Annotated in this window: 2 protein-coding genes; one reads left to right on the forward strand and one right to left on the reverse strand. The window is 69.7% G+C overall.

The window, feature by feature from the left end; all coding sequences use genetic code 11:
• Positions 1 to 119: 119 nt before the first annotated feature.
• Positions 120 to 12,518 (forward strand): autotransporter-associated beta strand repeat-containing protein, encoded by a 12,399-nt coding sequence (locus FHW84_RS09260; protein ID WP_167254645.1) that lies wholly within the window; start codon positions 120 to 122, stop codon positions 12,516 to 12,518.
• Between the two features lie 233 nt (positions 12,519 to 12,751).
• Here FHW84_RS09260 and fabV read toward each other — a convergent pair whose 3' ends face one another.
• Entirely contained in the window at positions 12,752 to 13,954 is a 1,203-nt protein-coding gene (gene fabV, locus FHW84_RS09265) for an enoyl-ACP reductase FabV (RefSeq protein WP_167254647.1), read from the reverse strand.
• Positions 13,955 to 14,052: the final 98 nt, after the last annotated feature.

Consider the following 14,052-nt stretch of genomic DNA (forward strand, 5'->3'; position numbering starts at 1 on the left):
CTGATTTTCATCTGATTCGATCCGCCGCCCGCGGGGCGGCGCGTCGCCGTGCGTCCGCGCGCCTGCGCGGGCCGATGGCGGCTGCGGTGCGTGCCCATTCGTGCAAAGGAGAAACCGTCATGCAGGTGCATCGTTCCGGCCGCTTCGGCCGCCGCCCCCTGGTCCAAAGCATCCTGCTCGCGCTGGCGCCGGTGATCGCGCTGCCGTTCACCACCGGCGTGGCATTCGCCGCGTGCACCACCGCCGGCACCACGGTTACCTGCGCCACCGGCTCCAGCACCAACAATCTTTCCAACAGCACGGCCAATGTCACGGTGAACGTGCAGACCGGCGCGGTGGTCAGTTCGCCGCCGATCGTCGGCGGCAACTCGCTCACGCTCACCGGCAACGGCATCACGCTCAACAACCAGGGCACGATCGATCCCACCACCAACAGCGCGGGCCTGTCGCTGGTGATGGCCGGCTCGGTGCTCGGCAACGCCTCCGCCAACACCATCGCGGTGAACAACCTGGCCGGCGGCTCGATGCGCGGCATGTTCAACATCGCCACGCTGTTCGGCTTCGGCGGCCAGGCGCTGACCGTGCAGAACGGCGCGGGCGGCACCACCACCATCGCCAACGCCGGCACCATCGGCATGTCGCTGCTCGGCGGTGGCAACACCGCCGACGCGGGCGCGGTGGTGACCTATGGCGGCGCCAATGCCAACCTCACCAATACCGGCACCATCACCGGCCGCATCGGCCTGGGCGCGGCGAGCAGCGGCAGCAATACGTTTCTCAATGCCGGCACGGTCAACGGCAGTATCTACCTCGGCGACTCGGCCGCCGGCAGCACCTTCACGGCGGTTTCGGGTTCCAGCGTCAACGCTTCGGGCGGCACGGCCATCGCCGGTGTGATGACCGGCGTCACCGGCGTGAAGCTGGCCGCGGCCGGCACGGTCAGCGCGGGCACCGGTGCGAACAACACGCTGGTATTGCAGAACTCTGCCGCGGGTCCCGGTTCGGGTACGGGCGGCGCTGCCACCACCATCGGCGCCACCGGTTATCTCGGCTTCCAGCATCTGACCGTGCACAGCGGCACGTGGAATCTGCAGGGCGCGCTGGTCAGCGCCGACGCCACGCTCAACGACGGCCTGATCAATTTCGACAACGCCAACGTGTTCGGCAGCGGCTCGTTCACGGTCAACGGCGGCGCGCTGGCTTCATCCACCGCGGGCTTGTCGCTGGGCAATAACGTCGCGCTCAACGGCAGCCTCACGCTCGGCGGCACCAACAACTTCGGTTTCGGCGGCGTGCTCTCCGGCACGGGCGGCCTGGCGATCAATACGACGTCGCCGATCACGCTGTCCGGCGCCAATACCTTCGGTGGCGGCGTCGCGCTCAATGCGGGCGGCCTGGTGCTGGCGAACGGTTCCGCGCTGGGCAGCGGCGCGCTGGGCGTGGGCGGCAATGTTTCGTTCGATGCCTCGGTGGGCTTGTCGCTAAGCAATACCGTCAACCTTGGCGCGGGTGGCACGCTCAATCTGCTCGGTGGGCAGCCGCTGGTGTTCAACGGAGCGATGAGCGGCACCGGCGGCCTGGTGAAGGGCGGCAGCGCCTTGTTTACCTTGAATGGCGCGAACAGTTTCAGCGGTGGCCTGGCGCTCAATGCCGGCGGCCTGATGCTGGGCAATGGCGGTGCGCTGGGTACCGGTGCGTTGAACGTCGGCGGCAATGCCACGCTCGATGCGTCGCTTGGCCTTTCGCTGGGCAATGCCGTGAACCTCGGCGCCGGCACTTCGCTCAATCTGCTGGGCGGCCAGGCGCTGAGCTTCAATGGCTTGATCGGTGGCAGCGGCGCGCTGTCGAAGAACGGCGGTGCGCTGCTCACCTTGAACGGCGCGAACACATTTACCGGTGGCCTGTCGCTCAATGCCGGCGGCTTGATGCTCGGCGACAGCGGTGCGCTTGGCACCGGCGCGCTGAACGTGGGCGGCAACGCCACGCTCGACGCTTCCGTGGGTTTGTCGCTGGGCAATGCAGTGAACCTTGGAGCGGGCGGCACGCTCAGCCTGCTCGGCGGGCAGGCGCTCAGCTTCAACGGATTGATTGCGGGTGCCGGCGGCCTGGCCAAGAGCGGCAGCGCGCAGCTCACCTTGAATGGCGCCAACACCTTCAGCGGCGGCTTTGCGCTCAATGGCGGCGGCCTGCTGCTCGGCAATGCCGGAGCGCTTGGCACCGGCGCATTGAATGTCGGAGGCGCCGCCACGCTCGACACCTCCGGCGCATTCGCCTTGAACAACGCCATCGCGATCGGCGGCGGCGGTTCCTTGAATCTGCTCGGCAGCAATGCGCTCACGCTGAACGGCGGACTTTCCGGCGCGGGCAGCCTGCTGAAGAGCGGCGCTGCCACGCTCACGCTCGGCGGTGCGAACAGCTTGACCGGCGGCCTTTCCATTCTCGGCGGCACGCTGGCGCTGGGTGCCGGCGGCAGTCTGTCGCCGAGCGCGGGCATCACGCTTTCGGCGGGAACGAATCTCGATCTGTCGGGCGCGGGGACGGATCAGGCGATCGGCTCGCTCGCCGGCCTCGGCGGTTCGGTGAATCTCGGCGCCCACACGCTCACCCTCAATGGCCTGGGCGACACCAGCTTCGCCGGCAGTATCGCGGGCACCGGCGGACTGGTGAAGCTGGGCACCGGTATTCAGACCCTGGCCGGCGCCAGCAGCTTCGGCGGCGGCGTGGCTCTGAACGCAGGCGGCCTGCTGCTCGGCGATGGCGCCGCGCTGGGGACCGGCGCGCTCAGCGTGGGTGGCAATGTCTCGCTGGATGGCACGGGTGCCTTGTCGCTCGGCAATGCGGTCAACCTCGGCGCGGGTGGCACGCTCAATCTGCTGGGTGGCCAGCCGCTTAGCTTCAATGGCGTGATCTCCGGTGCCGGTGCGCTGGTAAAGACCGGCGGCGCGCTGCTCACCTTGAATGGCGCGAACACCTTCGGCGGCGGTCTTGCGCTCAACGGTGGCGGATTGCTGCTGGGCAATGCGGGTGCCTTGGGCACCGGCACGCTCGGCGTGGGTGGCAATGTCACGCTCGATGCGTCGGCCGGGTTGTCACTGGGCAATGCGATCAGCCTCGGCGCGGGCGGTTCGCTCAACGTGCTTGGCGGCCAGCCGCTGGTGTTCAACGGCGGACTCACCGGCGCGGGCGGCTTGATCAAGAGCGGCGCGGGTCTGCTGACCTTGAATGGCGCCAACGATTTCAGCGGCGGGCTGGCGATCAATGCCGGCACGCTGGCGATGGGCGCTGCCGGCAGCCTGACGGCCAACGTCGATGTTTCGCTCGCCGCCGGCGGCACGTTCGACTTGAGCGGCGGCGCGAACCAGACCATCGGCACCCTGGCCGGCCTCGGCGGCACCGTCAATCTCGGCGCGCGGACGCTCACACTGGGCAACGCCACCAGCCAGAGCTTCGGCGGCCTTATCGCCGGTACCGGCGGCCTGGTGAAAGTCGGCGCCGGCATCCAGACGCTGACCGGTGCCAACAACTTCAGCGGCGGTCTCGCGCTCAATGCGGGCGGCCTGCTGCTCGGCAACGGCGCCGCGCTTGGCACGGGCGCCCTCGGTGTCGGCGGCAATGTCACGCTGGATGGCACGGCTGCGTTGTCGCTGGGCAATGCGGTGAATCTCGGCGCAGGCGGCACGCTCAACCTGCTGGGCGGCCAGCCGCTCACCTTCAATGGCGCGATCGGCGGCACCGGAGCGCTGGTGAAGAACGGCGGCGCGCTGCTCACCTTGAATGGCGCCAACACCTTCAGCGGTGGGCTTGCGCTCAATGCGGGCGGCTTGCTGGTGGGCAACGGTGCGGCGCTGGGCACGGGCGCCTTGAACGTCGGCGGCAATGTCACGCTCGATGCTTCGGCCGGACTCACGCTGGGCAACGTCATCACGCTCGGCGCGGGTACTTCGCTCAATGTGCTCGGCGGCCAGCCGCTGGTGTTCAGCGGCGGGCTTGTCGGTACGGGCGGCTTGATCAAGAGCGGCGGTTCGTTGCTGACCTTGAATGGCGCCAACACTTTCAGCGGCGGCCTGGCGATCAACGCTGGCACCCTGGCGATGGGCGCGGGCGGCAGCCTCAGCGCGAACCTCGACGTGTCGCTTGCCACCGGTGCGACGTTCGACCTGAGCGGCGGCGCGAACCAGACCATCGGTTCGCTGGCCGGCCTGGGCGGCACCGTCAATCTCGGTGCGCAGACCTTGACGCTGGGCAACGGCACCAGCCAGACCTACGGCGGCCTGATCACCGGCGCCGGTGGACTGGTGAAAGTCGGTACCGGCATCCAGACGCTGACGGGCGCGAACAATTTCACCGGCGGCGTGGCTTTGAATGCGGGCGGCCTGCTGCTTGGCAATGGCTCTGCGCTGGGCACCGGCACGTTGAACGTCGGCGGCAACGTCACGCTGGACGGTACGGCCGCATTGTCGCTGGGCAATGCGGTGAATCTCGGTGCGGGCGGCGCGCTCAACCTGATTGGCGGCCAGCCGCTGAGCTTCAACGGTGCGATCTCAGGCGCCGGTGCGCTGGTAAAGAACGGGGCTGCGTCGATCACCCTCAATGCCGCCAACACCTTCACCGGCGGCACCACCATCAACGCCGGCACGATCGCCCTGGGTGCGAACGGCAGCCTCGCCGCCAACGGCGCATTGAACCTCGCCGGTGCCGGCGCAAGCCTCGATCTTTCCGCGGCAGGCGCCGATCAGGTGATCGGCGATCTGTCCGGCGTCGCGGGCAGCAGCATCCTGCTCGGCACGCACAATCTTGGCTTGGGCGGCGCCGCCAACCTGAGTTTCGGCGGCGGAATCGGCGGCAACGGCGGCATCGTCAAACTGGGCGCCGGCATCACTACGCTCACCGGCGCCAATACCTATCTCGGCGGCACCACCATCAATGCCGGCACCCTGGCCCTGGGCGCAGGCGGCAGCCTGGCCGCGAATGGCGCGGTGAATCTTGCCGGCGCGGGTGCGGCTTTCGATATCGGTGCCGGCGGCAACCAGGCGATCGGATCGCTGGCCGGCATCGCGGGCAGCACGGTGAACCTGGGCGCGAATGCGCTCACGCTGGGCGGCGCGGCCGATGCGGATTTCAGCGGCGCCATCGCCGGTACCGGCGGCTTGATCAAGAACGGCGCGGGTATCCAGACGCTCGGCGGCGCCAGCACGTTCAGCGGTGGACTCACGCTCAACGCCGGTGGCCTGGTGGTTAGCAACAATGCGGCGCTGGGCACGGGGGCGCTCACGCTGGGCGGCAACGCTTCGCTTGCCGCCAACGGCAATATCAGCCTGGCCAATACGATCGGCCTCGGCGCCGGCTTTGGTTTGAATGTGCTGGGCAACGGTGCGCTCACGCTGGGCGGCGTGCTTTCCGGTGCCGGCAGCCTTGCCATGAATGGCGCTTCCACGCTTACGCTGACCGGTGCCAACACGTTTACAGGCGGCACCTCGATCAACGCGGGCACCTTGGCCCTGGGCGCCGGCGGCAGCCTCAGTTCGACGGGTACGGTAACGCTTGGCGGCACCGGCCTGTTCGATATCTCCGGTGGCGGCAATCAAACGATCGGCTTGCTCGCCGGTGCAGACGGCAGCGTCAATCTCGGCGCCAGCACGCTGAGCTTGGGCGGCGCGGGCAGCGGCAATTTCGCTGGCGCCATCGGCGGCACCGGCGGCTTGATCAAGCTTGGCGCCGGTACGCAGACCTTGTCGGGCAACAACAGCTTCACCGGCGGCATTGCGCTCAATGCGGGTGGGCTCAGCCTGGGCAGCAACACCGCGCTCGGTACCGGCACGCTCACCGTGGGCGGCGCCGCCACGCTCGATACCACCACCGCGCTCACGCTCGCCAACAGCATGCTGCTCAATGCCGACCTGACTTTCGGCGGCAGCAACGCGCTCACCCTCAATGGCAACCTCAGCGGCAACGGTGGCGTGATCAAGAACGGCGCGGCCGCGCTGACCTTGAACGGGGCCAACAGCTATCTCGGCGGCACCTTCATCAACAGCGGCACGCTGGCGCTGGGCGCGGGTGCCAGCCTTGCGGGCAGCGGCACGGTGAATGTCGCGGTGGGCGCCACCTTCGATCTGTCGGCCGGCAACGGCACGCAGACCTTCGGCACGCTCACCGGCGGCGGCACGGTGAACATGGGCGCCAACACGCTCAATGTCGGCGGCGCCACCAATGGAACCTTCAGCGGCGGCATCGCCGGCAGCGGCGGCGTGGTGAAGATCGGCGCGGGCGTGGAGACCTTCACCGGCGCCAACACCTATACGGGCGGCACTGTGATCAGCGGCGGCACGCTGGCACTGGGCGCGGGCGGCAGCCTCGCGGCGAATGGAGCGGTGTCGCTGGTCAACGCGGGCACCGCGTTCGATATCAGTGCGGGTGGCAACCAGGCGATCGGCACGCTGTCCGGCGTGGCCGGCAGCAACGTGAACCTGGGTGCCAATACGCTCACGCTTGGCGGTGCGGTGGATGCCAGTTTCGACGGTGCGATCGGCGGTACCGGTGGCCTGATCAAGAACGGCGCGGGCATCCAGACGCTCAATGGCGCCAGCACGTTCAGCGGCGGCGTCGCGCTCAATGCGGGCGGCCTGGTGGTCGGCAACAACGCGGCACTGGGCACCGGCGCGCTCAGCGTCAACGGCGCCGGCACGCTGGCCGCCAACGGCAATATCAGCCTCGCCAACAACGTGACGCTGGGCGCCGGCCTCACCGTGCAGGGCGGTGGCGCGCTGACGCTGGGCGGCGTGATTTCCGGCGCCGGCAGCCTGAGCATGAATGGCGGCTCCACGCTCACGCTCACCGGCGCCAACACCTATACCGGCGGCACCACGATCCAGTCCGGCGTGCTGGCGATCGGCGCGGGCGGCAGCCTCGCCGCCAACGGAGCGGTGACGCTCGGCGGTACCGGCAGCTTCGATATCTCCGCGGGCGGCAACCAGACCATCGGCTCGCTGGCCGGCGCTTCCGGCAGCGTCAATCTCGGCGCCAACACGCTGACCTTCGGCGATGCGAGCAATCAGACCTTCGCCGGCACCATCGGCGGCACCGGGGGCTTGTTGAAGACCGGAACGGGCACGCAGACCCTGTCCGGCAACAACACGTTCAGCGACGGCGTGGCGCTGGTGGATGGCGGCCTGATCGTGGGCAGCAATAGCGCGCTCGGCACCGGCACGCTCACCGTGGCCGGCGCGGCCACGCTGGATGCGAACAACGCGGTCACCCTTGCCAACAACATCGTGCTCAACGCCGGGCTGACGGTGGGCGGCAGCAATGCGCTGACGCTCGATGGCAACCTCAGCGGCCTCGGCAGCCTGACCAAGCAAGGCGCGGCGACGCTGACCTTGAACGGCGCCAACACCTACAGCGGCGGCACGCTGATCAACAGCGGCATCCTGGCGCTGGGCGCGGGTGCAAGCCTCAATGCGGGCGGCATCGTCAATGTGGCCACCGGCGCCACTTTCGATCTCTCCGCCGGCAACGGCACGCAGGTGTTCGGCACGCTCACCGGCGGCGGCACGGTGAACATGGGCGCCAATACGCTGCACGTCGGCGGCGCCACCAACGGCACCTTCAGCGGCGGCATCGCCGGCAGCGGCAGCCTGGTGAAGGATGGCGCGGGCACCGAGACGCTGACCGGCGCCAACACCTATACCGGCGGCACCACGATCAATGCGGGCACGCTGGCCATCGGCGCGGGCGGCAGCCTGGCGGCGACGGGTGCCGTCGCGTTGATCAATCCCGGCGCCGCCTTCGATATCAGCGCGGGCGGCAACCAGGCGATCGGTTCGCTGGCGGGCAGTGCGGGCACCACGGTCAGCCTGGGCGGCAACGCGCTCACCCTGAACGGCGTGGGCAACACGAGTTTCGCCGGCACGATCTCCGGCACCGGCAGCCTGATCAAGAACGGCGCGGGCGTGCAGACGCTGAGCGGCGCCAATACGTTTACCGGCGGCGTCGCGCTCAATGCGGGCGGGCTGAGCGTGGGCAATGCCGGTGCGCTGGGCAGCGGCGCGCTGACGGTCAATGGCGCGGCAACGCTCGACAACACCACGAGCCTGAACCTCGCCAATGCGGTGAACCTCAACGCCAACCTCGACGTGGTGGGCAGCAATGCACTCACCTTGAGCGGCGCGATCGGTGGCACCGGCGGCTTGATCAAGGACGGTGCGGCGACGCTCACGCTGAGCGGCGCCAATAGCTATACGGGCGGCACCACCATCAATGCCGGCACGCTGGCGCTCGGCGCGGGCGGCAGCCTGAGCGCGGCCGGCACGGTGACGCTCGGCGGCACCGGTACGTTCGATATCGGCGCGGCCGGCAACCAGACCATCGGCGCGCTGGCCGGCACCGGCGGCACCGTCAACCTGGGCGCCGCCAGCCTCACGCTCGGCGGCGCCGCCAGCAGCGTGTTCGCCGGCGCCATCAACGGCAGCGGCGGGTTGATCAAGAACGGCACCGGCGTGCAGACGCTGTCCGGCGCCAGCACCTTCAGCGGAGGCGTGACGCTCAACGGCGGCGGCCTGCTGGTAGGCAACAACGCGGCGCTCGGTACCGGTGCGCTCAACGTGGGTGCTTCGGCGACGCTGGATGCGAGCGGTCCGATCGCACTGGCCAACGGGGTCACGCTCGGCGCGGGCGCCGCGCTCGACGTGCTCGGCGGCAGCGCGCTGAGCTTGAACGGCGCGGTGAGCGGCAGCGGCAGCCTGGTCAAGGACGGCAACGCCACGCTGACCTTGAACGGCGCCAACACCTATACCGGCGGCACCACGATCAATACGGGCACGCTGGCCCTGGGTGCGGGCGGCAGCCTGGCGGCGACGGGGGCGGTCACGCTCAACGGCACCGGCGTGCTGGATCTCAGCGCAGCGGGTGGTGCGCAGACCATCGGTGCACTGGGCGGCGCGGGAGGTGGCATCAATCTGGGTGCGAACGCCTTGGCTTTCGGCGACGCCAGCAACCAGACCTTTGCCGGAACCATCAGCGGCACCGGCAGCCTGGTGAAGAACGGCAGCGGCGTGGAGACGCTGTCCGGCAACAACAGCTTCACCGGCGGTGTTGCGCTCAATGCGGGCGGCTTGATCGTCGGCAGCGCGAATGCCTTGGGTGCCGGTGCGCTCGCGGTCAACGGCGCGGCCACGCTCGATGCGACCGCGGCGCTCAACGTCGCCAACAACGTCGCGCTCAATGGCGGCGCCACGCTGACCTTGCCCGGCGCCGGCGGCGCGGTGAATCTCGGCGGCGTGGTCAGCGGCAGCGGCAGCCTGGTCAAGGACGGTGCCTCCACGCTCACGCTGGGTGGCGCCAATACCTTCACGGGTGGCGTCACGCTCAACGGTGGCGGCGTTCTGCTGGGCAACAACAACGCGCTCGGCACCGGCGCGCTCACGGTCAATGGCGCGGCCACGCTCGATGCGTCGGCTCCGGTCTCGGTGGGCAATGCCATCGCCCTCGGCGGCGGCACCACGCTGACGCTGCCGGGCACGGGCGGCGCGCTCACGCTCAATGGCGCGATCAGCGGTGCCGGCAATCTGGTCAAGGACGGTGCGTCGACGCTCACCTTGGGCGGCGCCAATACCTTCACCGGCGGGTTGACGAGCAACGGCGGCGGCCTGGTTCTCGGCAATGCCAATGCACTCGGCACGGGGGCGCTCGACGTCGCGGGGGCCACCACGCTCGATGCGACCGGGCCGCTCACCGTGGCGAACGACGTCACGCTCGGCGCCGCGCTCAGCCTGGGCGGCGCGCAGGCGCTGACGCTGGGCGGCACGCTTTCCGGCAGCGGCGCGGTGAACGTGGGCGGCACGGCGCCGATCACCTTGAACGGCGCCAACAGCTTCACCGGCGGCGTCACGCTCGGCGGCGGCAACCTGGTGGTGGGCAATGCCACGGCGCTGGGTACCGGTGCGCTGACCGCCAACGGCGGCTCGCTGCAATCCAATGCCGCGGTGACGCTCGCCAACAACGTCAGCATCGGCGGCAACGGCCTCACCGTGCAGGGCGCGGCGGATCTTGGCCTCAACGGCAGCCTCACCGGCACCGGCACGCTGGACAAGCAAGGCAGCGGCACGCTCACGCTCGGCGGTGCGCTGGGCGGCTTCGGCGGTTCGCTGGCGGTGAACGGCGGCACGCTGACCGCCACCTCGCCGTACAGCGGCGGCATCAGCGTCGGCACCGGCGCCACCGCCAACCTGCAGGGCAGCGGCAGCAGCGCGACGGTGGACGGTGCGCTGGCCGGCACGCTCAACCTGGGCGCCGGCAGCGCGGTGAACGTGGGCTACGGTGCGCTGGGCGGCATCACCGGCACGGTGAACGGGCAGGGCGCCGGCACCGCGGTCAATCTCACCGGCACCGGCGAGGCGACGCTGCCTTCCGGCACGTTCAACAACATCGACAACCTCAACGTCGGCGCGGGCGGCACGCTCGGCATCGCCGGCGGCACCGCGGCGAGCTTTGCCGGCGGCAGCACGGTGGGCGGCAACCTGGTGGTGAACAGCAACGGCAGCCTGGGCGGCCCGGCGACGATCGCCAATGGCGGCGCGCTGATCGGCAGCGGCACGGTCGGCGGCAATGTCACCTTGAACGGCACGCTGGCACCGAGCGGCCTGCCCGGCGCGGGTGGCATGGCCGGTGGCAGCGGCGCGGCGGGCAGCACCATCACGCTGGGCGGCTTGAGCAGCGGCGGCAGTGCGATCACCGATATCCGCGCCACCGCGGCGGGCACCAGCGACCACGTGCAGGTCAACGGCGCGGCCACGCTCGGCGGCCAGCTGGTGGCGCTGCCGGCGGCCGGCTCCTACGCGCCGACCACCACCTACACCATCCTCAACGCCACCGGTGGACTGAGCGGCAGCTATGCGAGCGTGGTGCAGAACCTGCTGCCCTTCCTCACCGCCAGCGTCACCACGCAAGGCAACGCGGTGCTGCTGACGCTGACCCAGGCCGGCAGCGGCGCGCCCACCGGCACGCCGTTCAACCAGTACCCGGGGCTGTCGTCCAACCAGGTGGCGATGGCGGGTGCGCTGCAGACGATCTCGCAGCAGACGCCGCAGCGCCTGGCCACCTTGCTCGGCTACGCGCGCGGCCTCACCAGCGACCAGGTGATCGGCTCGTTCGACACGCTGACCGGCGAGACCTATGCCTCGTCCACGCGCTACGAACTCAACGGCCAGGGCCAGCTGCTCGATACCGTGTTCCATCGCCTGAAGCTGGCGCGCGATACCGGCGAGCAGGGCACGGCGGTGTGGGCGGAGCCGTATACGTACAGTTCCAGCCGCGACGCGAGCAATGGCATTGCCCAGACCGACTACCGCATCCGCGGCGTGATCGTCGGCGCGGATACCACGCTCGGTTCCGATCTGCGCCTGGGCGCGCATGCCAGCTTCGGCAATTCGCGCACCCAGGTGGACAGCCGCCGCGACCGGGTCGATATCGACCAGTACACGGTGGGCCTGCATGCGCTGTACATGCCGGTGGAGCAGTGGTGGGTGGAAGGCGCGGCTTCGTATGGCTGGCAGCGCGCCAGCGGCGACCGCAGCATCCAGGTGGGGCCGCTGTTCGATTCGCGCGCCAGCTCGCGCTACGACGGCACGTCGCTCAACGCCGGACTGGAAGGCGGCTATCGCTTCAACACCGGCGCGTGGCATCTGGAGCCCTTCGTCGGCGCCTACTACGCCAAGGTGAAGTACGACGCCTTCACCGAGCAGGGCGCGGGCGATGCCAACCTCGCCGTGGGCCGCTCGCGCGCCAGCAGCATGGCCTACGGCGCGGGCCTGCGCGTGATCGGCGATTTCGCCAGGCAGGCCAATGGCACGCAGATCCATCCGATCTTCCTGCTGCGCTATCTGCACGACACGCGTGCCGATGCGGATGCCACCACCAGCGTGGCTTTCGCCGGCGCACCGGACGTGGGCTTCGCCGTGCACGGCACGCCCGGCGTGAGCAACCACTGGCAGGCAGGCGCCGGCTTCAGCTTCGACATCTCGCCGCAGGCCAGCGCCTACTTCTACTACACCGCCGATATCGCCAGCCGCGGCGACAGCCATGCCGCCAACCTGGGCGTGCGCTGGAGCTTTGCCGCGCCGGCCGCGGCGATGGCGGCGAGCGCGCGCCGGATGGACGCGCTGCCGGCGGCGCCGCTGGCTCCGGCCGCCGCGGCCGTGCCGGCTGCAGCGCCCGCGGCGGACGATCCGTCCTCGCGTGGCGACAAGGCCGCGCCGGTGGTTGCCGGCGCCGCGCTGGCCGCTGCCGGTGCGGGTGCCGCCGAAGCGGCCAAGCCAGCAGCTACGGACGACGCCCCGCTGGGCAAGTGCAAGCCGCGCGCGGCGGCGGGCGCCAAGAAAGCCGCGATCGCCAAGAGCAAGCGCACGGGGCCGCGCCACGTGCCGGCGCCGGGCACGGGTGCCAAGCCGGCGGTGGTGGTGAAAAAGAAGAGGGCGGTACCGGCGAAGCCGAAGCCCGCTGCCGCCGAGCCGCTGTGCGACGGCTGAGCGCCGCCGCCTTTGCCCCCTCTCCCCGCCGGGGAGAGGGTTGGGGTGAGGGGCCGGGCGGAGCGGTGCGCGGAGGGTCGTTACAAGCTCAAAAGCTCTTGCTCGCCCGGTAGAAACATTACCGCGAGCACCCGCCCCTCATCCGGCTGCCGCCACCTTCCTCGCTCCTCAAAGCCGGGCACATCCATGTGCCCTCCCCGCGTACTCCCCGGAGGGGAGAAGGGTTCCTTCGGTTAGAGCTGCACCACGTCAAAGTGCACGTCCGGATTGACCTCCGCCGCGTAATCCACATCCTTGCGCCCGAACCCGAACAGCTTCTGGAACTCCGCCTTGAAGCCTTCGTAATCGGTGATCTGCTTCAGGTTGGCGGTGGTCACGGTCGGCCACAGGGCCTTGCAGGCCTGCTGCACGTCGTCGCGCAGCTCCCAGTCGTCCAGGCGCAGGCGGCCTTCGTCGTCCAGCGGCGCCGGCTTGCCGTCGGCGCGGTACATGAACTCGCGCAGCAGGCGGTTGGCCTGCTCGATGCAGCCTTCGTGGATGCCCTTCTCCTTCATGATGCGGAAGGCCAGGGACACGTACAGCGGAATGACCGGGATGGCCGCGCTGGCCTGGGTCACCACCGACTTCATCACGCCGACGCGGGCGTCCAGGCCGGGGTGGCGCTGGCGCAGCTCGCGGGCGGTGTTGTCCAGGTGCTGCTTGGCCTTGCCCAGGGTGCCGTGCCAGTAGATCGGCCAGGTGATCTCGGTGCCCACGTAGCTGTAGGCGATGGTCTTGGCGTCGGGTGCGAGCACGCCGGCCTGGCTGAGGGCGTCGATCCACAGCGCCCAGTCCTCGCCGCCCATCACGGTGACGGTGTCCTTGATCTCCTGCTCGGTGGCCGGTTCCACCGTGGCCTGGATCACCTCGTCCTTGTCGGTGTTGACCGAGGTGGCGGTAAAGGTTTCGCCCACCGTCTTGAGGGCCGAGCGCACCACCTCGCCGGTATCCGGCAGCTTGCGCACGGGGGAGGCCAGCGAATAGACCACCAGGTCGATCGGGCCGCCCATCTCGTTCTTGATGATCTCGATGGCCCGCTGGCGCGTCTCATTGGCGAAGGCGTCGCCGTTGATCGACTTGCTGTACAGGCCGGCCTGCTTGGCCGCCTCGTCGAAGGCCCAGGCGTTGTACCAGCCGGCGGTGCCGGGCTTGCTCTCGCTGGAGGGTTTCTCGAAGAACACGCCCAGGGTGGCGGCCCCGAAACCGAACGCCGCCGCGATGCGCGAGGCCAGCCCGTAGCCGGTGGAGGCGCCCAGCACCAGCACCCGCTTGGGGCCGGCCGGGGCGGCGGCGCCCGCCTGGCGGGTGATGGCGATCTGCTCCAGCACGTTCTGGCGGCAGCCGGTGGGGTGGGCGGTGACGCAGATGAAGCCGCGGATCTTGGGGTTGATGATCACGAGTCTCGGGTCCGTCTTGGGGCGTGAAAGCGGGGCATTTTAGCCAAATGGCGCCGTTTTACCCGTACTGGCACGTAGGTTCGGGCGGGTCCGGGACC

The sequence above is a fragment of the Dyella sp. SG562 genome (assembly GCF_011759495.1).
Taxonomy (GTDB): domain Bacteria; phylum Pseudomonadota; class Gammaproteobacteria; order Xanthomonadales; family Rhodanobacteraceae; genus Dyella_D; species Dyella_D marensis.

Excerpts from the sequence above, each read along its gene's own strand:
- FHW84_RS09260 (WP_167254645.1), top strand. The coding sequence starts at position 120 with ATGCAGGTGCATCGTTCCGGCCGCTTCGGCCGCCGCCCCCTGGTCCAA.